Origin of the sequence: Plantibacter sp. ME-Dv--P-122b, assembly GCF_030209375.1 — a bacterium.
Lineage (GTDB): Bacteria > Actinomycetota > Actinomycetes > Actinomycetales > Microbacteriaceae > Plantibacter.
This window is the reverse complement of sequence record NZ_JARVSC010000001.1, coordinates 82,942-104,577: the sequence shown is the minus strand read 5'-3', so window position 1 is coordinate 104,577 and position 21,636 is coordinate 82,942. Positions and strand designations below refer to the sequence as shown.

The 21,636-nt window shown below is 70.0% G+C and carries 23 protein-coding genes; 13 read left to right on the top strand and 10 right to left on the bottom strand.

The features are described from left to right. Positions 1-222: 222 nt before the first annotated feature. A complete protein-coding gene (locus QRN19_RS00555) occupies positions 223-1,431 on the top strand; it encodes a cysteine desulfurase-like protein (RefSeq protein ID WP_285024590.1) in 1,209 nt (402 codons plus the stop codon). A 96-nt stretch (positions 1,432-1,527) separates the two neighbouring features. On the opposite strand, the gene QRN19_RS00550 is transcribed toward QRN19_RS00555, so the two are convergent. Both QRN19_RS00550 and QRN19_RS00545 read right to left on the bottom strand, forming a co-directional pair. After that, positions 1,528-1,809, bottom strand: coding sequence for a hypothetical protein (locus QRN19_RS00550; protein WP_285024589.1), 282 nt, complete (start codon positions 1,807-1,809; stop codon positions 1,528-1,530). A 97-nt stretch (positions 1,810-1,906) separates the two neighbouring features. Further along, positions 1,907-2,389, bottom strand: a complete 483-nt coding sequence (locus QRN19_RS00545) for a MarR family winged helix-turn-helix transcriptional regulator (protein ID WP_285024588.1) — start codon at positions 2,387-2,389, stop codon at positions 1,907-1,909. Positions 2,390-2,494: 105 nt separating this feature from the next. Here QRN19_RS00545 and QRN19_RS00540 point away from each other — a divergent pair, with 105 nt between their 5' ends. From QRN19_RS00540 to QRN19_RS00530, 3 genes are all read left to right on the top strand, one after another. Next, positions 2,495-3,067: an NADPH-dependent F420 reductase gene (locus QRN19_RS00540; RefSeq protein ID WP_285024587.1), complete on the top strand. Its 573-nt coding sequence runs from the start codon at positions 2,495-2,497 to the stop codon at positions 3,065-3,067. A gap of 66 nt (positions 3,068-3,133) precedes the next feature. Next, positions 3,134-4,018: a TolB family protein gene (locus QRN19_RS00535; protein ID WP_285024586.1), complete on the top strand. Its 885-nt coding sequence runs from the start codon at positions 3,134-3,136 to the stop codon at positions 4,016-4,018. A gap of 79 nt (positions 4,019-4,097) precedes the next feature. Continuing rightward, positions 4,098-4,796: an IclR family transcriptional regulator gene (locus QRN19_RS00530; RefSeq protein ID WP_285024585.1), complete on the top strand. Its 699-nt coding sequence runs from the start codon at positions 4,098-4,100 to the stop codon at positions 4,794-4,796. A 6-nt stretch (positions 4,797-4,802) separates the two neighbouring features. On the opposite strand, the gene QRN19_RS00525 is transcribed toward QRN19_RS00530, so the two are convergent. Further along, positions 4,803-6,176 carry an MFS transporter gene (locus tag QRN19_RS00525; protein ID WP_285024584.1) on the bottom strand — a complete coding sequence of 458 codons (1,374 nt, stop codon included), beginning with the start codon at positions 6,174-6,176 and terminating at the stop codon, positions 4,803-4,805. Positions 6,177-6,333: 157 nt separating this feature from the next. Between QRN19_RS00525 and QRN19_RS00520 the strand changes: the two genes are divergently transcribed. From QRN19_RS00520 to hpaD, 6 genes are read left to right on the top strand one after another with little or no spacing between them, the layout of a single operon-like run. Further along, entirely contained in the window at positions 6,334-7,116 is a 783-nt protein-coding gene (locus tag QRN19_RS00520) for a 2-keto-4-pentenoate hydratase (RefSeq protein ID WP_285024583.1), read from the top strand. Beyond that, on the top strand, positions 7,101-7,913 hold the full coding sequence (locus tag QRN19_RS00515; protein ID WP_285024582.1) for an HpcH/HpaI aldolase family protein: 813 nt from the start codon (positions 7,101-7,103) through the stop codon (positions 7,911-7,913). The genes QRN19_RS00520 and QRN19_RS00515 overlap by 16 nt, the downstream gene beginning before the upstream one ends. A gap of 59 nt (positions 7,914-7,972) precedes the next feature. Beyond that, positions 7,973-9,514, top strand: coding sequence for a fumarylacetoacetate hydrolase family protein (locus QRN19_RS00510; protein ID WP_285024581.1), 1,542 nt, complete (start codon positions 7,973-7,975; stop codon positions 9,512-9,514). Then, positions 9,511-10,257, top strand: coding sequence for a GntR family transcriptional regulator (locus tag QRN19_RS00505; protein WP_285024579.1), 747 nt, complete (start codon positions 9,511-9,513; stop codon positions 10,255-10,257). The genes QRN19_RS00510 and QRN19_RS00505 overlap by 4 nt, the downstream gene beginning before the upstream one ends. Further along, entirely contained in the window at positions 10,254-11,768 is a 1,515-nt protein-coding gene (gene hpaE / locus QRN19_RS00500; protein WP_285024578.1) for a 5-carboxymethyl-2-hydroxymuconate semialdehyde dehydrogenase, read from the top strand. The genes QRN19_RS00505 and hpaE overlap by 4 nt, the downstream gene beginning before the upstream one ends. 51 nt (positions 11,769-11,819) lie before the next feature. After that, entirely contained in the window at positions 11,820-12,959 is a 1,140-nt protein-coding gene (hpaD, locus tag QRN19_RS00495; RefSeq protein WP_285024577.1) for a 3,4-dihydroxyphenylacetate 2,3-dioxygenase, read from the top strand. A gap of 72 nt (positions 12,960-13,031) precedes the next feature. Here the strand turns inward: hpaD and QRN19_RS00490 are convergent, their stop codons facing one another. The 3 genes from QRN19_RS00490 to QRN19_RS00480 all read right to left on the bottom strand — a co-directional run bounded on the left by QRN19_RS00490 (position 13,032) and on the right by QRN19_RS00480 (position 14,786). Next, positions 13,032-13,919 carry an exonuclease domain-containing protein gene (locus tag QRN19_RS00490; RefSeq protein WP_285024576.1) on the bottom strand — a complete coding sequence of 296 codons (888 nt, stop codon included), beginning with the start codon at positions 13,917-13,919 and terminating at the stop codon, positions 13,032-13,034. Between the two features lie 64 nt (positions 13,920-13,983). Then, a complete protein-coding gene (locus tag QRN19_RS00485) occupies positions 13,984-14,493 on the bottom strand; it encodes an RNA polymerase sigma factor (protein ID WP_285024574.1) in 510 nt (169 codons plus the stop codon). An 11-nt stretch (positions 14,494-14,504) separates the two neighbouring features. Next, positions 14,505-14,786: a hypothetical protein gene (locus QRN19_RS00480; protein ID WP_285024573.1), complete on the bottom strand. Its 282-nt coding sequence runs from the start codon at positions 14,784-14,786 to the stop codon at positions 14,505-14,507. Between the two features lie 482 nt (positions 14,787-15,268). Here QRN19_RS00480 and QRN19_RS00475 point away from each other — a divergent pair, with 482 nt between their 5' ends. Continuing rightward, positions 15,269-16,483, top strand: a complete 1,215-nt coding sequence (locus QRN19_RS00475; protein ID WP_285024572.1) for a GNAT family N-acetyltransferase — start codon at positions 15,269-15,271, stop codon at positions 16,481-16,483. A 16-nt stretch (positions 16,484-16,499) separates the two neighbouring features. Here the strand turns inward: QRN19_RS00475 and QRN19_RS00470 are convergent, their stop codons facing one another. Further along, positions 16,500-17,126 carry a TetR/AcrR family transcriptional regulator gene (locus QRN19_RS00470; protein ID WP_285024571.1) on the bottom strand — a complete coding sequence of 209 codons (627 nt, stop codon included), beginning with the start codon at positions 17,124-17,126 and terminating at the stop codon, positions 16,500-16,502. Between QRN19_RS00470 and QRN19_RS00465 the strand changes: the two genes are divergently transcribed. Together QRN19_RS00465 and QRN19_RS00460 are read left to right on the top strand one after the other, a co-directional pair. After that, on the top strand, positions 17,125-18,315 hold the full coding sequence (locus QRN19_RS00465; RefSeq protein ID WP_285024570.1) for a DUF418 domain-containing protein: 1,191 nt from the start codon (positions 17,125-17,127) through the stop codon (positions 18,313-18,315). The two genes, QRN19_RS00470 and QRN19_RS00465, sit on opposite strands and share 2 nt — an antisense overlap. A gap of 4 nt (positions 18,316-18,319) precedes the next feature. Next, positions 18,320-19,723 carry an epoxide hydrolase N-terminal domain-containing protein gene (locus QRN19_RS00460; RefSeq protein WP_285024569.1) on the top strand — a complete coding sequence of 468 codons (1,404 nt, stop codon included), beginning with the start codon at positions 18,320-18,322 and terminating at the stop codon, positions 19,721-19,723. A 33-nt stretch (positions 19,724-19,756) separates the two neighbouring features. Here the strand turns inward: QRN19_RS00460 and QRN19_RS00455 are convergent, their stop codons facing one another. From QRN19_RS00455 to QRN19_RS00445, 3 genes are read right to left on the bottom strand one after another with little or no spacing between them, the layout of a single operon-like run. Then, positions 19,757-20,407: an ABC-2 transporter permease gene (locus QRN19_RS00455; protein ID WP_285024567.1), complete on the bottom strand. Its 651-nt coding sequence runs from the start codon at positions 20,405-20,407 to the stop codon at positions 19,757-19,759. Continuing rightward, positions 20,404-21,255 carry an ABC transporter ATP-binding protein gene (locus tag QRN19_RS00450; protein ID WP_285024566.1) on the bottom strand — a complete coding sequence of 284 codons (852 nt, stop codon included), beginning with the start codon at positions 21,253-21,255 and terminating at the stop codon, positions 20,404-20,406. Before QRN19_RS00450 ends, QRN19_RS00455 begins: the two co-directional genes overlap by 4 nt. Then, a complete protein-coding gene (locus tag QRN19_RS00445) occupies positions 21,248-21,625 on the bottom strand; it encodes a GntR family transcriptional regulator (protein WP_285024565.1) in 378 nt (125 codons plus the stop codon). The genes QRN19_RS00450 and QRN19_RS00445 overlap by 8 nt, the downstream gene beginning before the upstream one ends. Positions 21,626-21,636 lie beyond the last annotated feature (11 nt).

Sequence of the window (21,636 nt, the reverse complement as noted above, 5' to 3'; positions counted from 1 at the left end):
CTCGGACGAGCGCGACGGACGAGGCCGACGTCCTCACCGGGTGGGCGAGGTGGTCGACCGGGTGCGCCACTCTCTCGGGCCGGCGTTGCGGACGCCGACGACCTCCAGACGCCCGACACGGGGCGGAGCGATGAGCATGGACACACACGCACTGTATCAAGCGATGGCGTGCTCGCTCCCCTGGTCCGCACGTTCTGGCTCGTGGCGCGGCAGGATGGACGCATGACCCTCGACGTCGCCCTCCTCCGCACCGCGTTCCCTTCCCTCGCCTCGGGCATCGCCCACTTCGACGGCCCCGGCGGCACCCAGACGCCGCTCGCCGTCGGCCAGGCCATCCTCGACACTTTCACCGGGCCACTGTCCAACCGAGGTTCCTCGGTCGCCTCCGAGCGTCGGGCGGACGACGCCGTGACCGCCTTCCGCGCCGCGTGCGCCGACCTCCTCGCCGCCGATCCACGCGGCATCGTCTACGGCCGCAGCGCGACCCAGCTGACGTACGACTTCTCGAGGCACCTGTCGCGCGGCTGGATCGCCGGGGACGAGATCGTCCTCTCCCGGCTCGACCACGACGCGAACGTGCGCCCGTGGGTGCAGGCGGCCGACCGCGCGGGTGCGACCGTTCGTTGGATCGACCTGGACCCGGCGACGGGTGAGCTCGACCTCGCGGACCTCGACGCCCTCGTCACCGAACGGACGAAGCTCGTCGCCGTGACAGCTGCATCGAACCTCCTCGGCACCATCCCGCCGGTGCGGACGATCGCCGACCGGGCACACGCGGTCGACGCGCTCGTCTGGGTCGACGGCGTCCACTACACGGCGCACCACGTCGTCGACGTCGAGGTCCTCGGCGCCGACTTCTTCGTCTGCTCGCCGTACAAGTTCTTCGGGCCGCACTGCGGCGTCCTCGCCGCGTCGCCCGCGCTGCTCGAGTCGATCCACCCCGACAAGCTGCTGCCGTCGACGAACGTGGTGCCGGAGCGCTTCGAATTCGGCACGCTGCCCTACGAGCTCATGGCCGGCGTGACGGCGGCCATCGGCGTGCTCGCGTCGATCGACCCCGGTGATGCCACGACGAGGCGCGACCGCCTGGTGGCCTCCGCCGCAGCCGTCCACGAACGGGAACTCGCGCTGCGCACCCGCATCGAGGACGCCCTCGCGGAGCTCGGCCCGCTCGTCGAGCTGCACTCGCAAGCCGCCGAGCGCACGGCGACGCTGTTCATGACGTTCCCGGGCAGGCGTTCCGCCGACGCGGCCGCTTTCCTCGCCGCGCGCGACGTCCTCGCACCGGCTGGCTCGTTCTACGCGGTCGAGCCGTTCGCGGCGCTGGGCCTCGACGACGTCGGAGGCCTCCGCGTCGGCGTCGCCCCGTACACCTCGGACGAGGACGTCGACCGCCTGCTCGACGGCATCAGGGCCTTCCTCGCCGATTGAACGGCTCGCCGATTGAACGGCTCGCGGGCTGAACGGCTCGCCGGTTGAACGGCTCGCCGGCTGAACGGTTGGCGGGCTGGCCCGGCGTCAGCGACCTCAGGACCGCTTGCCGCTCTCGCGTCGCAGGACGACGAATCCGGCGACCATGAGCACCGCCCCGAGGACGAGGGTGATGATCCGGAAGAACCCGAAGTCGTCGAAGCCGAAGATCAGGGGCCCGGCGAAGAGGAACGTGGCGCCGACGAAGTACCAGACGGAGGTCGTCCCGCCGTTGAGCGACGTTGGTGGCGGCGTCGACTCTGGCTCCGTCGAGGCGGGAACGTCCTGGGGCACCTCGTCCCCGTGTGGTGCAGGTTCGGGCTGCGTCGATCCGGTCATCATTCACTCCGATCCGCGTCGCGCTCGGTGGTGTCAGCGACGTAGAACCCCACGCTACGCAGCCCTCGAGCGCCGCGAATCCCCCAGGTGACGGAGATCAGGCCTCGCTGGCGAACATCCGCCCGTGGGGGTCGAGCTTCGTCAGGAGGGCGGCGGAGATCTCGCCGAGCTGCTCGATCTGCGCCGGCGTCAGTGCGTCGAGGACCAGGGACCGCACGTGCTCGACGTGACCCGGCGCGGACTGCACGACCTTGTCCCAGCCCGCGTCGGTGAGCGTCACGTTCGTCGCCCGTCGATCCTCCGGGCACGGCGTCCGCGCCACGAAGCCGGCCTCCTCCAACCGCGTCAGCACCCGCGACAAGCGGGGCAGCGTCGCGTTCGTCCGGGCCGCGAGCGCCGAGGTGCGCAGCGTGCGGTCCGGCGTCTCGGACAGCATCGCGAGTGTGAAGTAGTCGAAGTGCGTCAGGTGCTCGTCCCGCGTGAGCTGGAGGTCGAGCGCGGCCGGCAGGAGTTCGAGCACCGCGGCGAAGCGCACCCAGGAGCGTTGCTCGTCGTCGCTCAGCCATCGTGTCTCGGTCATGACTCCAGCGTAGCAATAGTTGCGCCTACAACTAACCGGTGTTACATTAGTTGTACCAACAACCAATTGACCCGTGACCATCCGGCCACGAGAAGGAGCATCGTCATGACGAACGTCACCATCTTCGGAACCGGCAACATGGGCAGCGCCATCGCCGGCGTCCTCGCAGCAGGCGGCGCCTCCGTCGACCACCTCGGGTCGGCCGAGACCGGCACGATCACCGGCGACGTCGTCGTCCTCGCGGTCCCCTACCCGGCACTCGCGACGATCGTCGAGCAGTACGCCGACCAGCTCGCGGGCAAGGTCGTCGTCGACATCACCAACCCCCTCGACTTCTCGACCTTCGACGCGCTCACCGTCCCCGCCGGCAGCTCGGCTGCAGCGGAGTTGCAGGCCAAGCTCCCGACCTCCCACGTCCTCAAGGCCTTCAACACGAACTTCGCCGCGACCCTCGCCGCGAAGCAGGTCGGCGACGTGGCCACCACGGTCCTCATCGCCGGAGACGACGCCGACGCCAAGGCCGCACTCCAGCAGCTCGTGACCGCCGGTGGCCTCGAGGCCGTCGACGCCGGGTCCCTCAAGCGCGCCCACGAACTCGAGGCGATCGGCTTCCTGCAGCTCACGCTGGCGGCGTCGGAGCAGATCTCCTGGACCGCCGGGTTCGCGCTCGTCAAGTAGTCGTCGGATCGTGATCCGGGAGGAACGATCCTCCCGGATCACGACGGACTGGAGGACGATGGGCGCATGACCTTCCGCGCCCTCGCCCCCGGCCAGCGTTCCAGCGTCCTGCTCGGCGGGCCGAACGATGATGCGCCCGCCCTCCTCTTCGAGACCGACGAGCTCCTCCTCGAAGCGCCGAACTGGTCCCTCGACGGCCGGACGCTGCTCCTCAACGGCAACGGGCGACTCTGGGCACTCACGGTCGACGACCCGACCGCAGGGCTCACGCCGATCGAGTTCCACGGCCTTCCCGAGCTGAACAACGACCACGTCCTCGAGCCCGACGGCGAACACATCCTCCTCTCGGCGATGGACGGTCACATCTACCGCGGCGCGCTCTCCGGTGGGCCGGTCACGAAGCTCACCGCCGACGACGACCGATGGCACTTCCTCCACGGCGTCTCCCCGGACGGCACACGGATCGCATACGTCGAGCTCGAAGGCTTCGAGCACCCCGGTCGACTCGCGATCGCTCCGGCGGTCGAGGGCGGCGGCCCCGTCACCGTCCTCGACACGGGCGACGGCCACCTCGACGGTCCGGAATGGTCGCCCGACGGCCGGTGGCTGCTCTGCAACACGGAACACTTCGGCACGGCCCCGGGCCATGCGCAGCTCGCGCGGATCCCCGACGGCGGCGGCGAGCTCGAGCAGCTCGTCGTGAGCGACACCGTCGACTGGTTCCCGCACCTCTCCCCCGACGCCCGCCTGGCCTCGTACATCGCCTTCCCCGCCGGCACGATCGGACACCCGGCCGACCTCGACGTCGAGGTCCGGCTCGTCTCGACCGACGACTGGGCGACCCCGCTCCGCCGCTACCCGCTGTTCGGCGGGCAGGGCACCCTCAACGTGAACAGCTGGTCCCCCGACAGCTCGCGGTTCGCCTTCGTCGCCTACCCGATCACCCGCTGAGTCGCCCGACGCTGCATGGTTTCGACGAAGAATCGCACCGATCCGGGCGACTCAGCGGGCTCGTCGATAGGGTCGGAGGGTGACCGAAGCGACGAGCGCCCACTCCCAGACGCTCTCGCGCGGCATCCGGATCCTCGAGGTCCTGGCCGACGCGCGCACCCCGCTCACGATCGACGCCCTGAGCGCGACGCTCGGTCTGCACCGCAGCGTCACCTACCGACTGCTGCGCACGCTCGAAGACCACCGCCTGGTCGTCCGCGACGGTGCGGGACGGATCGCGCTCGGATCACGCCTGGCCGCCCTCGCCGCCGGCGTCTCCCACGATCTGCAGGCCGCCGCCCTGCCCGAGCTGACGGCGATCGCGAACGAGCTCGGCATGACCTGCTTCCTCACGCTGCTGGACGGCGACGAGATCGTCACGCTCGTCAGCGTCGAACCACGGCACACGATGGGGTCGATCGCGCAGCGGCCCGGAACCAGGCATCCGGTCGGTCTCGGCGCGCCCGGGAAGGCGATCGCATCCCGCCTGTCGCAGTCGCAATGGCCGGACGCGCTCGACGACGACCACCGCGCCGAGCTGGCCGTGGTGCGCGAACAGGGTTGGGCCTCGAGCCACGACGAGGTCATCACCGGTCTGCGCGCCGTCGCGGCCCCGCTCGCCGCGCACGGCTCGCCGGCCGCCGCCCTCGCGGTCGTCTACGTCTCCAGCAGCCGCCCCGAGACCGAGATCGCGGCCCGCCTCATCGAGGGGGCCGCGACCATCGCGTCGTCGGTCTGACCGGGGCTACCGGCGGGCGCCGTAGATCTGACCACGGCTCTGCTCGTCCTCCGCCTCGCCACCGAGCGGGATGCCGGTGCGGTCGCGCAGGAGGAGCGTCGCCGCGAAGGCGATCACGAGCATGCCGGCGATGTAGAACGCGACACTCGTCGACGACCCCGTCACCTGCACCAGCCAGGTCGCGATCGTCGGAGCGAACGCCCCGCCGAGGATGGCGCCGATCGCGTAGGTGACCGACACACCCGTGTACCGGATCGAGGCGGGGAACAGCTCGGCGAAGTACGCCGCCTGCGGCCCGTACGTGAAGCCGTTGCCGATCGTGAACAGGGCGAGCCCGAGGAACAACAACCACGGATCGCCGGTGTTCACGAGCGGGAAGAGCACGAAGACGGTGGCCAGGAACGCGACCCACCCGATGATGTAGGTGTTGCGTCGGCCGATCCGGTCGGAGAGCGAACCCGCGAACCACGTGACGATCAGCCAGACGATGGCCGACCCGGTCACCGCGAGCAGCACCGGCGTCCGCTCCATGCCCACCAGGCCGCCGTCGGCGAGGGGCGTCGTCGCGTAGTTCTGGATGTAGCCGCCGGTGGTCATGTAGCCGGCGGCGTTGTTGCCGGCGAAGGTGAGCGCCGCGAGCACCACGAGCAGCCAGTGGTGGCGGAAGAGCTCGACGATCGGGACCCGGCGACGCTCCTTGTTGCGGGCGAGGGCGACGAAGACGGGGCTCTCGTCGACCTTCCGGCGCACGACGTAGCCGACGATGATCAGGACGAAGCTCAGCAGGAACGGGATCCGCCAGCCCCACTCGAGGAACGCCGCGCCGGGCGAGATCACGCCCGTCATGAGGGCGAGCATGCCGGAGGCGAGGAGGAGACCGATCGGGACGCCGATCTGCGGGAAGGCACCGAACCGGCCGCGGCGACCGGTGGGAGCGTGCTCGACGGCCATGAGGACGGCGCCGCCCCACTCCCCGCCGGTCGACAGTCCCTGCAGGATGCGGAGGAACACGAGCAGTGCGGGGGCGATGATCCCGATCTGGTCGTACGTCGGCAGCAGCCCGATGAGCGTCGTGGCTGCGCCCATGAGGAAGAGCGTGATGACGAGCATCTTCTTCCGGCCGATGCGGTCGCCGAAGTGCCCGGCGACGAACGCGCCGAGCGGCCGGAACAGAAAGCTGACGCCGACGGTCGCGAACGACAGCAGCAGCGCGGCCTGCGGTCCTGCCGGCTGGAAGAAGAGCTGCGAGAAGACGAGCCCGGCGGCGCTCGCGTAGAGGAAGAAGTCGTACCACTCGACCGTGGTGCCGATGACGGTGGCGAAGGCCACGCGCCGGAGTTCCGCGGGCGTCGTCGCTCGCGTTAGAGATGCGGTTGTCATTGTCTCGAGACCCCTTTGTCCGTCGCGGCCCGCCATTGGACCGCCAGAATGTACACCACATCGTATACAATCGTGCTCGCCGCGCAAGAGGCAGTCGATGACGACGCACCGTATCGTGATCGCAGGCCGCAGTCGACGCAGATGAGGACGGGACGCGATGCAGGATCACGAACGACAGGCGATCGCCGACGAGCTGGCGGCGGCGCATGAGGAGCGGAGCGTCATCCCCCTCCTCACCGCCCGCCACCCGGACATGACCATCGAGGACTCCTACGCCGTGCAGGCGCTGTGGGCCGAACGCCGCATCGCCGCCGGTCGGCGCGTCGTCGGCCACAAGATCGGGCTCACCTCGAAGGCGATGCAGCAGGCCACCGGGATCACCGAACCCGACTACGGCGTCATCTTCGACGACCAGGTCTTCGACTCGGGCGCGACGCTCGACTTCGACGCCTACTCCAACGTCCGCGTGGAGGTCGAGCTGGCCTTCGTCCTCGGCCGCCCACTGCAGGGGCCGCACTGCTCGATCTTCGAGGTGCTCGACGCGACCGACCACATCGTGCCGGCGCTCGAGGTCCTCAACTCCCACATCGAACTCAGCGGTCGCACGATCGTCGACACCATCGCCGACAACGCGGCGCTCGGTGCCATGGTGCTCGGCGGAACGCCCGTCCGCCCCGACGCGATCGACCCGCGATGGGTCTCGGCCCTGCTCTACCGCAACCAGACCATCGAGGAGTCGGGCGTCGCCGGCGCCGTCCTCGGACACCCGGCACTCGGCGTCGCGTGGCTCGCGGGCAAGCTCGCCCAGCACAGCGGCAGCCTCGCCGCCGGGGAGATCATCCTGTCGGGCTCGTTCACGAGGCCGATGTGGGTCGAACGGGGCGACACCGTCCACGCCGAATACCAGGGACTGGGAGCCGTGACATGCCGATTCGAATGACCCTGCCGCCGACCTTCGGCGAGCGCCTGCGCACCGCGGACCGTCCCCTCGTCGGGATGTGGGTGGTGTCGGGCAGTCCGATCGCGGCGGAGATCGCGGCGGGCAGCGGGCTCGACCTCCTCCTCATCGACGGCGAGCACTCGGCGAACACCCTGGAGAGCATCCAGCTGCAGCTGCAGGTGGTGGCCGCCTTCCCGGTGTGTCCGCTGGTGCGGGTGCCGTTCGGCGACGCGGTCGTGATCAAGCAGGTGCTCGACCTCGGGGCCCAGAACCTCATCGTGCCCATGGTGTCGTCGGCCGAGCAGGCGGCGGCGCTCGTGCAGGCCGTGCGGTACCCGCCGCAGGGCGCCCGCGGGGTCGGTAGCGCGCTCGCGAGGTCCTCCCGCTGGAACCGGATCGACGACTACCTCGCGCAGGCGGACGACTCGGTGTCGCTCACGGTGCAGATCGAGTCGGCGGAGGCGGTCGAGCAGGCCGAGGACATCCTCGCGGTCGACGGCGTGGACGCGGTGTTCGTCGGTCCGGCCGACCTCTCGGCGTCGCTCGGCCTGCTCGGCCAGCAGGGGCACCCCACCGTCGTCAGCGCGGTCGAGCGGGTGCTCGATGCCGCCGCCGCCGCGGGGAAGCCGGCCGGCGTGAACGCCTTCGACCCCGTCATGGCCGAGCACTACCTCGACCGCGGGGCGTCCTTCGTCCTCGTCGGCGCGGACGTGTCGCTCCTCGCCCGCGCATCCGAGCAGTTGGCCGAGCGCTTCATCGACGGCCGGAACGACACGACCCGCAGCGACGGGTACTGACTCTTTCCCATCGCGTCCGGATCGTATACGATTCTGGATACCGACAACGAGGACGTGTGATGAGCAGCCACCAGGGCATCGAAGGCCTCCCGAACAGCGGGGGCGGCAAGATCATCGCCGTCCACCTCAACTACCCGTCACGGGCGGCCCAGCGTGGCCGCACACCGGAGCACCCGTCGTACTTCTTCAAGCCGTGGTCCTCCGTCTCAGGCACGGGCGGCACCGTCGAGCGCCCGGCCGGCGCGGAACTGCTCGCCTTCGAGGGCGAGATCGCCATCATCATCGGCACCGCGGCCCGCCGTGTCCGCGTCGAGGACGCCTGGCAGCACGTCTCGGGCGTCACCGCGGCGAACGACTTCGGGCTCTACGACCTCCGCAGTGCCGACAAGGGGTCGAACGTGCGCTCGAAGGGCGGCGACGGCTACACGCCCCTCGGCCCGTCCGTCATCCCCGCCGAGCACATCGATCCGGTGGCCCTTCGCGTTCGCACCTGGGTCAACGGCGTCGTGGTCCAGGACGACACGAGCGACACGCTGCTCTTCCCGTTCGCCCAGCTCATCGCCGACCTCTCGCAGCTCGCGACGCTCGAGCCCGGCGACGTCATCCTCACCGGCACACCCGCCGGCTCCTCCGTCGTCGTGCCCGGCGACGTCGTCGAGGTCGAGGTCGACGCACCGACCGCACCGGGCGCTCCGTCGAGCGGTCGACTCGTGACGACGGTCGTCGAGGGCACCGAGCCCTTCGGCGGGTTCGGCGCGAAACCGGCTGCCGACGACCATCAGCGCATCGAGGCCTGGGGGGACGCTGCGGCGGCGGGTCTGCCCTTCGACAAGCTCAGGGACCGGGATGCGCTCGGGGGCCGGGATGCTCTCGGGGGCCGGGACGCGCACGGAGACCGAGTCGCCGAGCCGCTCGACCCCGCGGTCGCCGAACAGCTCGCCTCGGTCTCGACGGCGACCCTCAGCGCCAAGCTCCGCGCCCGCGGGTACACCGAGGTCTTCGTCGAGGGCGTGCACGCGTCGCGACCGGGCACGCGCATGGTCGGCGTGGCCCGCACCCTCCGCTTCGTCGCCCACCGACCCGACCTCTTCGCCGAGCGCGGGAACGGCTTCAACGCCCAGAAGCGGATCTTCGACACCGTCGAGGCCGGCGAGGTCATCGTGATCGAGGCACGCGGCGAGCGCGGCACGGGCACCGTCGGCGACGTCCTCGCGCTTCGGGCACAGCAGCGGGGAGCGGCCGGGGTCGTCACCGACGGCGGCATCCGCGATGCCGAGCAGGTCGCGGCGTTCGACCTGCCGACCTTCTCGCAGGGTCCGCACCCGTCCGTCCTCGGGCGCCGCCATGTGCCGTGGGAGATCGACGTCGCGGTCACCTGCGGCGGGGCGACGGTCCTGCCCGGCGACGTGATCGTCGGGGACGGTGATGGCGTCATCGCGATCCCCCGGGCGCTCGCCGCCGAGGTCGCCGTGGAGGCGGTCGTGCAGGAGGCGGAGGACGCGTGGATCGCCGAGCAGGTCCGTGGCGGTGCCGCCGTCGACGGACTCTTCCCGCTGAACGCCGAGTGGCGGGCGCGATACGAGAGCGAGCAGGGACGATGAGCGGACCACACCCGACGACCGGGCAGGAAGCGTCGCTCAGCAAGTCCGAGCGGGCCTACCGGTTCATCCGCGAGGCGATCGACGAGGGCCGCTTCGTCCCCGGGTACCGACTGGTGCTCGGCCAGATCGCGGGTGAGCTCGACATCAGCGTGGTCCCGGTGCGCGAGGCGATCCGTCGGCTGGAGGCCGAGGGGCTCGTGACCTTCGAGCGCAACGTCGGCGCGCAGGTCGCGATGCTGCACGAGACCGAGTACCTCTTCACGATGCAGACGCTCGCCCTCGTCGAGGGAGCAGCGACCTCGATGAGCGCCGCCTACCTCACCGACGACCACCTGGCCCGCGCCCGCGAGATCAACGAGCGGATGCGCCGCACCCTCGACGACTTCGACCCGCACGCGTTCACGGCGCTGAACCTGGAGTTCCACACCGTCCTCTTCGAGGAGTGCCCGAACCCGCACGTCCTCGACCTCGTCCACCGCGGCTGGCGGCGGCTGAACGCGCTCCGCGACTCGACGTTCAGCTTCGTTCCGGGCCGCGCGCGGGAGTCGGTCGCCGAACACGACGGCATCCTCGAACTCATCGCCGCCGGCGCGCAACCCCTCGAGATCGAGATCGCCGCCCGCGACCACCGCACCGCGACACTCGACGCCATGCTCGCGTACCAGACCGAGCACCAGCCGCCCACCGCGGCCCGCCCGCCGTCGTCACCGCCGTCCACCATCGACCGGAGGAACCACCCATGACCCAGCACGTTCCGGCAGCGTTGCCCGACCGTATCCGGCACTACATCGACGGCGCGTTCGTCGACTCGGTCGACGGCGACACCTTCGACGTCCTCGACCCGGTGTCGAACGAGACCTACGTCCAGGCCGCCGCCGGCAAGCAGGCGGACATCGACCTCGCCGTCGCCGCCGCCAAGCGCGCCTTCGACGAGGGTCCGTGGCCGCGGCTCCTCCCCCGCGAGCGCAGCCGGATCCTGCACCGGGTCGCCGATGCCGTCGAAGCGCAGGACGCCCGCCTCGCCGAGCTCGAGAGCTTCGACACCGGACTGCCGATCACGCAGGCGCTCGGTCAGGCGAAGCGCGCAGCCGAGAACTTCCGGTTCTTCGCCGACCTGATCGTCGCCCAGCACGACGACACCTACAAGGTGCCCGGCCGGCAGGTGAACTACGTCAACCGCAAGCCCATCGGCGTGGCTGGGCTCATCACGCCGTGGAACACGCCGTTCATGCTCGAGAGCTGGAAGCTCGCTCCGGCTCTCGCGACCGGGAACACGGTCGTCCTGAAGCCGGCGGAGTTCACCCCGCTCTCGGCGAGCCTGTGGGCGGACATCTTCCGCGACGCCGGCGTGCCCGACGGGGTGTTCAACCTCGTGAACGGGCTCGGCGAGGACGCCGGCGACGCCCTCGTGAAGCACCCGGACGTGCCGCTCATCTCGTTCACCGGGGAGAGCAGCACCGGGCAGCTCATCTTCGCGAACGCCGCGCCGTTCCTGAAGGGGCTGTCGATGGAGCTCGGTGGCAAGTCGCCGGCCGTCGTGTTCGCCGACGCCGACCTCGACGACGCCCTCGACGCGACGGTGTTCGGCGTGTTCTCCCTGAACGGCGAGCGCTGCACCGCCGGCAGCCGCATCCTCGTCGAGCGGAGTGTCTACGACGACTTCGTCGAGCGCTACGCCGAGCGGGCCCGCAACATCGTCGTCGGGCACCCGAACGACCCGGCCACCGAGGTCGGCGCGCTCGTGCACCCGGAGCACTACGAGAAGGTCATGGGCTACGTCGAGATCGGCAAGACGGAGGGCCGCCTCGTCGCCGGCGGCGGTCGCCCCCTCGGGTTCCCGACCGGCAACTACGTCGCGCCGACGGTCTTCGCCGACGTCCCGCCGACCGCCCGCATCTTCCAGGAGGAGATCTTCGGGCCGGTCGTCGCCATCACCCCGTTCGACTCCGACGAGGAGGCGCTCGCGCTCGCGAACGACACGAAGTACGGGCTCGCCGCGTACATCTGGACGAACGACCTCAAGCGGGCCCACACCTTCTCCCAGAACGTGCAGGCCGGGATGGTGTGGCTGAACTCGAACAACGTGCGCGACCTCCGCACCCCGTTCGGCGGCGTGAAGGCCTCGGGTCTCGGACACGAGGGTGGCTACCGCTCGATCGACTTCTACACCGACCAGCAGGCGGTGCACATCACGCTGAACCAGGCGCATTCCCCGCGCTTCGGGACCGGCGGGCCGCTGCAGGCCGCGCACTGACCCACCCGGTCGACCTCCACCCAGCAACCGAGATCAGCAAGGACGCAGATCATGTCGAACCCCATCACCCCGTCGTCGGCCGAGCCCGTCGTGACCGCCGCCGACCCGATCCCGGCGCCGGTGAACCGCATCCCGACACCCGCCGCCACTCCGCCGGACATCCTCCGCTGTGCGTACATGGAGATCGTCGTCACAGATCTCGCCGCGAGCCGGAAGTTCTACGTCGACGTCCTCGACCTCGTGGTCACGGAGGAGGACGAGACGACCGTCTACCTGCGGAGCTTCGAGGAGTTCATCCACCACAACCTCGTGCTGCGGCAGGGTCCGGTGGCGGCGGTCGCGGCGTTCAGCTACCGGGTGCGGAGCCCCGAGGACCTCGACCGCGCGGTCGCCTTCTACACGGAGCTCGGGTGCCGGGTGGAGCGTCGTTCCGAGGGGTATGTGAAGGGCATCGGCGACTCGGTGCGCGTCGAGGATCCGCTCGGCTTCCCCGTCGAGTTCTTCTACGACGTGGAGCACGTCGAGCGGTTGGCCTGGCGCTACGACCTGTACACGCCGGGCGCGCTCGTGCGGCTCGACCACTTCAACCAGGTGACGCCGGACGTGCCGCGCGCGGTCGCGTACATGGAGGACCTCGGGTTCCGCGTCACGGAAGACATCCAGGACGAGGCCGGGACGACGTACGCGGCGTGGATGCGCCGGAAGCCGACCGTGCACGACACGGCGATGACGGGTGGTGACGGACCGCGCATGCACCACGTGGCGTTCGCGACGCACGAGAAGCACAACATCATCGCGATCTGCGACAAGCTCGGTGCGCTGCGGATGTCGGACGTCATCGAGCGCGGCCCCGGCAGGCACGGTGTCTCGAACGCGTTCTACCTGTACATCCGCGACCCTGACGGCCACCGGATCGAGATCTACACCCAGGACTACTACACGGGCGACCCCGACAACCCGGTGGTCACGTGGGACGTGCACGACAACCAGCGGCGCGACTGGTGGGGCAACGCCGTCGTGCCGAGTTGGTACACGGACGCATCCCTCGTGCTCGACCTCGACGGTGAGCCGAAGCCGGTGGTCTCCCGGATCGACGACTCCGAGCTCGAGGTCACCATCGGTGCCGACGGCTTCTCCTACACCCGCAAGGGCGACGAGGCCCAGGGCTTCAAGCTCGGCAACACGCTGTAGGTCCCGGTTCATTCGCCCATCGTTGGGCGACGCGGCGTTCGCTCGCCCAAAGATGGGCGAATGAACACGTCCTCAGACGCTCAGGATCTCGAGGAAGGTCTGTTCCGTGACGATCTCCACGGACTGACCGCCGGCAGCCAGCTCCTGCGCCCGTTGGATCTTCGTGCTGAGCGTCGCCCCGGGTCGAAGCGTCGCCGGGTCGAAGCCGCCCATGACCACCAGCGACGTCTTCTTCGTCACGTTTGCGGAGACGGTCGCCCCGAACGACGCCACGATCTTCTGCGCTTCCGGCCGGGTGTAGCTGTCGAGGTCGCCGGAGAAACAGACCACCTCGCCGAAGAGCGGATGGCCCTGATCCGCCTCGGGGCTGGCCTGGGGCAAGTCGGCCTGCTTCGTGTACGAACGGGCCGCTCTCGTGCGTGGGCGCGTCGGGATGGAGGACCACAGCTCCTCGAGGGAACCTGCTCCGCGTTCCTCCGCGATGCGCAGCGTGATGAGTGCACACGCGAGCGAGTCGGCACCGGCCTCGTGGTGGTCGAAGTCCGGCAACCCGAAGTGGGCGACGACGAGGGGCAGCCGGTGACTGGGCAACTGACAGTGGTGCCTGACGACGGCGAGCGCATCGAGGAAGTCGAATCCGCCGGGAGTGCTCCCCGTGAGCGTGTTAGCCGCGTTGTAGACGCCCTTGTCGAACGGGCTGTACGCGACCAGCGGGACTCCGGCCGTCACGCCGGCGATGCGTTGCAGCGTCTCCGTCCACGACGGCGCCGAAGCCACGTGGGCGGGTCCGATGCCGTGCAGGTAGGTGTTCGTGAAGTCGAGGCCGGTCGGCGGTCGCACGAACCAAGAGTCGGTCGCGACGACTCGATCGTCGACGACCTTCGTCAGGCCGACCGCGCACACGGATGCGCGATCGAAGTTGGCGGTCTCGAAGTCGATGGCGACGAAGTTCAGGGGCACCTCCCGAGTCTCAGGCGCTCGACCGACTCTGCGGAAGCGGGATGACCCCATATCCGTCCGTCGATCACGTGGTGAAGCTGCCCTGGTCAGCGTCGCGAGTCGATGCGTCACCGGCGAGGAGTGCCCGCACCGCAGAGCGCGCTCCGACGAGGCGTGAGCGAACGGCCGAGGCTGAGATGCCGAGCATCAACCCGGCCTCGATCGAACTGAACCCATCCCAATACGTCAGTCTGATGAGTTCCGCCTGCTCTTTGGGCAAGCTGGCGATCGCGTCGCGCACCGCGGACGCCTCGTCGGGCGCCGTCGTGTCGGTCAGTGTCGCGTCGATCAACAGTTGGGTGGCGGCTGTGCGTCTTGCTCCAGCCCGCCGCGTCGACCGCAAGACGTTTCGGGCGATCCCGAACAACCACATCCGAGCCTGCTCGTGATCGGCGGGCATCTTGCGACGCTGCCTCCACGCGACGAGGAGCACCTCTGAGAAGGCATCGGCTGCATCTTCCCGGTCGAGGAGGCGCCGCTGCAGATAGCGCAAGAGATCAGCGTCGTTGGCGGTCAGCCGCTGCTCGACCTCCACACTCGTCAACCTCATTCGCCGGCTCCACAACGCTCGCGAATGTAGACGCTCACCGGCACAGGATCTGTCGGGAAGCCCTGCTCCCGGAGGCCATCGAACACGGTCTCCGCAACGACCGCATCAAGCGCCTCTCGCCGGAGCTGACTCGGTCCGATTTCACGAGGCCCATCGCCCGTGGCATCGGCGTTCTCGGCGACGATGCGACGCTCCGCGGCCGAGGTGTCCAGGTCATCGAGCGAGATACCGGAGGCGATCTCCCGCGCGGCGATCATGATCGGTGCGTCGTCAGCCACTCCTTCGGGTTCGACCCGCACGCCGGCGTAACACGAGCCTCCTCGATCGTCGACCCGCGCGAAGGTGTTGTCGGCGGTCCATCCCCAGGGAGTGACCAGATCGGATCCGGCGGTGGCAGCTCCCCCACCGGCGAGTAGGACGATCACGACGGAACCGCCGACGAACCAGTTCCGACGATGCGTGATCCTCGCGCGCGATCCAGCAGTCACGATGCGGCGACGATGCTCGGCCAGCGCCAAGGGCACCCGGGTGGGCGGACCGCTTTCGCGGAGCAGTTCGGTCAGCTGGTCATCGTCCATGTCGTCCCTCGCAGTCTGTCGGTGCGTCTGGTCTGTACATGGCCGCAACGCACCGAAGTGTCCACGCGGCGACAATCCGATCGCTGCCGAGGTGAGGCGGAGCGTCGCTCATATGATGCGCTGACGTCGATCTGCCTCACTTCGCGGGCTCGATCCTCCGCCCAGTTCCCTATGCTGGCTGGATGATGAGCCCGGTCGGCTACACCTCCTTCACCGGATCCGCACCCGACGGCGTGTGGGGTGAGGTGACGCGGCTGTTCGTCGCCGCGTTCACCGCCGAGCCCTACAACGAGGACGCGATCGACCTCGCGACCATCCGGCAGTGGGGCCCGGAGCATCTCGGCCACCGCGGCGGACGCCTCGTCATCGCCACGGTCGACAGCCGGATCGTGGGCTTCGCGCTCGCCCATGGCCTCGACGCCGACCCGGCCTGGCTCGGCATCCTGGCGCAGCTGGCCGACTCCGGCAGCGCGGCGTCGGCCGCCCTCGCTCGACCATCTGACGCCGTGGTCGTCCACGAACTCGCCGTCTCGGAGGACCAGCGCGGACGTGGGATCGCCCGCGGCTGCCTGGCCGCGCTGCTGCAGGACCGCTCCGAGACACAGACCTTCATCGGCGTCTACGAGCGCGCGACCGACGCGGCAGCGATGTACCGCAGCTGGGGGCTCACGGAGCTCGGTCGCGTACCGATGCCTGGCGACGCGATCGCCCTCCGCGTCCTGAACGCACCCACGATGGAGCTGGTGCCGCGCCTGCGACCTGCCAACCCCGAGTCAGCATGGATGATCCGGCGGACGCTCTGGCTCAGCCCCTGGGAGTGGGATTGTTGCGGCGGGCCTTTGGAAACCGGCCAACGGGTGACCTTCTCGGTGTGGCCCGTCGACGATGGACAGCGGACCTGGCTGACCGATGAGATCGGGGCCGATCTCACGGCGCGGATCGACGGTGTCGAGATGCACCACGAGGAGGGCCCAGCTCCGGAGCAACTGTCGGGCACACTGTCGAGGCTGTCGACGGTGTCCGTGCTCTCGCGCCTCGTCCACACCGAACGCCCTCCGTTGCCACTCGGAGCTCTGCCTGCGGCGAGGCGACTGATCGGTCCCCCAGGCAGCGGCGTGTACATCGGCGTGCCGCACTCCGCGTTCGTGAGGCACCATGAAACCGTGCCAGGGCCGCCCGTCGTGGAGGAGACGCCTCGGATCCCGCCCCGGCGCGCAGTCGATGGCGACGACGCCCGGTCGGCAGCACGAGCTCGGTCAGCAGCACGAGCAGCGGAACAGGCGGCCGCGGACGCGGAAGCCGAAGCGCATGCAGCGCTCGGGACCGTCCCACCACCGGGCGAGGTCGAGCCCCGGCTGGTCGGCTATCTCGTCGAACTCGAACTCGACGTCGACTGAGCCGGACCCGAGAGGTTCAGCCCGCTCGGCGCAGCCCGCGCAGCGTCGCGTCGATCAGCCGTTCGGCACGCTCCGGCGTCATCCGGTCCGACTGCTCCGCCGCTCGCGCGACCGCGATGCCGTCGAGGACCGCGAGCAGGAGCGCCGCATCGTCCGCGGCCAGGCCGTCGTCAGGGAACGCTGCGACGAGCAGCCGCAGGAGGACCTCCTCGGTGCGGGCCCAGTCGACGGCGTGGATCGCTCGCACCTCGGTCTCGGTGCTCGCCCGCGCGGCGAAGGCGACCCAGACGATCCCGTCGGTCAGGTCGTCACCCTCGATGCAGGCGATCTCACGACAGAAGATCCGAAGTCGCTCCTCCTCCGAGCGCGCCGCCTCGAGGCGCCCTGCCACACGGCGTCGGAACCGCTCGTTGACCTCGGTCATCGCCGCGACGACCAGCCGGTCCTTCGTCGGGAAGTGATGCTGCACCGCGCCGACGGAGACACCGGCCTCGCCCGCGACCGTGCGGATGGTCAGCGCATCGGCACCGCGCGACGCCATGATCCGCAGCAGTGCATCGAGGATCCGATCCCTGCTCGTGTCCTGCTCGGTCATCGCCTCCACTTTCGCCATCGCCCACTCGACAGGGTACGGTCTTGACATGACCAATACGAGCGTATTGCCGCCGTCGCCCTCTCGACGCATCGCCGCACTCGACGTCGTCCGCGGGCTCGCCATCCTCGGCACGCTCGGCACCAACATCTGGGTGTTCTCGCATCCCTGGGGCCTGCTCGGGATGCTCTCGGCTCCGGTGACGCCGGAGACCAGCCCCGCGGCGGGCACGATCCAGCTCGCCCTCATGGCACTCACGCAGGGCAAGTTCCTCGCCCTGCTGACCCTGATGTTCGGCGCGGGACTCGCGATCCAGTACGCCACCGCACGCCGACGCGAGCAGCGCTGGCCGGGCCGCTACCTCTGGCGCGCCACCCTGCTCCTCGTCGACGGCGCCGTGAACTACGTCCTCATCGCGGAGTTCGACGTCCTCATGGGCTATGCGCTCACCGGCGCCATCGTCGCCTGGCTTCTGCTCACGAGACCCCGCGCCCAGCGCGCCATGATCGCCGTCTTCGGCGCGCTGCACGTCCTCCTCATCAGCGCGATCGTCGCGTTCATCGCCACGACGCCGGCGGTGTCGGGCGACCTCCCCCTCCCCGCCGGACCGAGCCCCTACGCCACTGACTCGTTCCTCGGCCTGGCGGTCTTCCGGCTCGAGAACGTCGCGACCTTCCGCGCGGAGCCTGTGCTGATCGGGTTCCTCACGCTCGCGATGTTCCTCGCCGGCGCACACCTCTTCCAAGCCGGGGTCTTCGGCGAGACCGGTGGTCGACTCCGACGCCGCCTGATGATCATCGGGGCCTGCGCGCTCCCGGTCGACCTGCTGATGGGGATCGCCGGCGGCACCGCGGGGCTCCTCGCCGAACGCTACCTGGCCGCGCCCCTCGTGGCGCTCGGCATCCTCGGCGCCACCGTCGAGCTCTGTCGCCGCTTCGGCACCGACGGCTGGATCGCCGCGCGCCTGCGCGAGCTCGGCAAGGTCGCCTTGAGCGCGTACCTCCTGCAGAACCTCCTCGGCGGCGCGCTCTTCTACGGCTGGGGCTTCGGGCTGGCGGAACTCACCGCCCCGTGGCGCGTCCCCGCCACGGTCGCCGCGTTCGTCGTCATCGCCGCGCTGGTGACCGGCTTCGCCCACCTCTGGCTCCGGCGGTTCACACTCGGCCCCGTCGAGTGGCTCTGGAAGCGCGGCGCGGAGCTCGGAACGAAGCAGCCGGAGGACCGACCCTCGCTACGGTGAGACCATGACCACGGTGCATCTGAACGGACAACTGATCTGCACGACGGCGGCCGAAGCCACGATCGTCGCGACACATCTGCCGGAGCATGTCGCTCTCACCCGCGCCGAACCGGGGTGCGTGTCGTTCGACGTGACACCGACGGACGACCCGCTCGTCTGGGACGTCGCCGAGGTCTTCGAGGACGACGAGTCGTTCGCAGCTCACCAGACCCGCGTCGCGTCCAGCGAGTGGGGACGTGTGACCGGGGGCATCGAACGCCGCTACCAGGTGACCCGGTCGTCAGCGGGCCGGACGGTCATGGACGTCAGCGACGACGACCTCGCCGACCTCCGGCGCAGGCTCCACGACACCCGCTGGCCCGAGCGGTGGCCGACCGCCGGCTGGGAGGCCGGCACCGACCAGGACGAGCTGCGACGGCTCGTCACCTACTGGGCGGACGACTTCGACTGGGCGACGCAGCAACGGGAGATCAACGCCCTGCCGTGGCACCGGGCCGACGTCGACGTCGACGGGGCCACCATCACGTACCTCCGGTTCGATGCCGAGACTCCGGGCGGCATCCCCCTCGTCCTCACGAACGGGTGGCCGAGCACCGCGCTCGAACTGGTCGGCCTCGCGAGGCGCCTCGCGGCGCCGTCCCAGTTCGGCGGAGACCCGGCGAGCGCCGTCACCGTCATCGTGCCCGCGCTGCCCGGGCTGCCCTTCTCGCCGCAGCGACCGACCTTCGGCGACCAGACGCACGAGCTGTGGCACACGCTGATGCACGACCACCTCGGGTTCGCCCGGTACGCCGCCCACGGGGGTGATCTCGGGGCGGGGATCACCTCTCGGCTGGCGCACGCGCATCCCGAGGCGGTCGCCGGCATCCACCTCCTCGCCGTCGCGGCGCCGCGCGAGGTCGACGCCGAGACGCTCACCGAGGAGGAGCGGGCGCATCTCGCCCGGGTCGCTGCCTGGGACGCCGCGGAGGGCGCGTACGAGCATCAGCACCACACCCGTCCGCTCACGCTCGCTCCCGCGCTGACCGACTCCCCCGTCGGTCTGCTCTCGTGGATCCTCGAGAAGCATCGAGCCTGGAGCGATTGCGACGGCGACGTCTCATCCCGGTTCAGCGACGAGTACCTCGCGACGCTCGCCTCCGTCTACTGGTTCACGAACGCGATCGGCACCTCGCTCCGCCCGTACTACGAGTCCGCGACCGGGATCACGACGCGTGTCGACCGGGTCGAGGTGCCGACCGCGGTCGCGCTCTTCCCACACGACCTGGCGAGCCCGCCGCGCAGCTGGGCCGAGCGGAGCTACGACGTGCGACGGTTCACGACGATGCCCCGAGGCGGCCATTTCGCGCCGCACGAGGAGCCCGAGCTCCTCGCGGACGACATCCGGGCGTTCCTGGCGTCGCTCTGACGCCGGGAACGCCCGGGAGGGGGCCGGCGCCGCTCAGAGTTCGCGCTTGCGGTACAGCGGCACCGCGAGAAGGACGCCGACGACGATCCCGACGATCCCGACGGCACCGAGCGCGAGCCCGAGGCCGACCGCGAGCGGGAGCGGGACCCCGGTGACGGCCTCCTGCGCGCCGTCCAGCACACCGATCGCTTGCGCGAGCCAGGCGAGGCCGGCGATGACCAGAACCGGGGCGTAGCTGATCAGCCGGCCGCGCGTGTACCCGATCCGGAACAGGACGGGCAACTGGATGCTGGCCGACAGTCCGACGAAGGCGATCGCGATGGCCTCGATCACGAGGAGCAGGCCCCAGTCCAGCGAACCACCGCGCACCGTGGCCATGAGGACGGTGACGGCGAGGGCGATGGCCGACGCGAGCAGGGCGAAGACGACGATGGAGCCCGCCCGCCCCACGACGACCGAGGAGCGCGAGAGCGGCAGGATGCCGTAGAGGGTGTCGAGCCGCCCACGCTCGTCGCCGAGGAACGGCGCCGCGATCATGAGCGAGGTGACCATCGCCGCACCCATCAGGGCCATCCCCGGGACGGGGAGCAGGATGCCGATCACGGCGACGAACGCGAGCAGGAGGAGCGTCTGCCGCCGCGGCAGCCAGGAGGTCAGGTCGAAGCGGATGAATGAGGCGATCATGCGGAAGCCTTTCCGTGTGCTGCTGCCAGGTGGATGACGATGTCGTCGACGCTCGCGGCGTCGATCACGGTCTCGGGTCCGAAGTCCGCCATCTGCGTCGTGCGGATGAGTGCGGACCACTGCTCCCCGCGCCGCTCGAGCCCGAGCACTTCGCCGGTCGGCGGCGCTCCCGCACCACGGACCATCGCGAACTCGTCGACGGTGTCCGCGAACCGCCCGTCGTAGGCGACCCGGCCGTTCACGAGCACGAGCAGGTCGTCGGCGAGCTCGTCGAGATCCGTCGTGATGTGCGTCGAGAAGAGCACCGCATGCGCGGGGTCGACCATGAACTCGCGGATCAGGTCCCCGATCTCGCGGCGGGAGGCCGGGTCGAGGCCGCTGGACGGCTCGTCGAGGATGAGGAGCTCCGGCTGCTGCGCGAGCGCCGTCGACAGCGACAGCTTCACGCCCTGGCCACGGGACAGCTCGCTGACCCGCTGCTCACGCGGCACGCCGAGGCGGTCGAGCAACCCCTCGAACCGCTGCTGGTCCCACGCCGGATAGAACGGACTGAGCCGTCGACCGATCGATGCGACCCGCCATTCCGGAGCCGCGGTCGGTTGGTCGAGGACGACGCCGATACGGGCGAGCGCACTCGGGGCACCCGCCGGCTGACCGAGGACGTCGATCTCGCCGGCATCGGGGGTCAGCAGGCCCAGCAGGGCCCGGATGGTCGTGGTCTTGCCTGCTCCGTTGGGTCCGACGAGGCCTGTGACGGTGCCGCGTTCGACCGTGAAGGAGACATCGTCGACGGCGAACGATCGCCGCTGGACGCGCAATCCGTCGATGCGAAGGATGCTGTCAGTCATCGGTATTCCACCTCTGTTCGAGTCGTGTCTGGATGTCGGTCCTGCTGAGGCGCGCGTGCCGAGCCGCGACGACGAGTTCGCTGATGACCTCGTCGACCCGCGACTGCAGGAGGGCGGTCGCCGTGTCGGGGTCGACGTCGAGCACGACGAATCCCCGTCCGTGCTCGCTCCGCACCAGGCCCTCGGCGACGAGATCGTTGTACGCCCGGGTGACGGTGATCACGCTCACCCGGAGATCCGCCGCGAACTGCCGCAAGGACGGGAGCGTCTGCCCGACGGGGATCTCCCCGGCGAGGATCGACGCACGCAACTGGGTCTCGATCTGCTCGTAGATCGGTGTTCCCGAACTGTTCGAGATCACGACGCCCATGGCACCTCCAT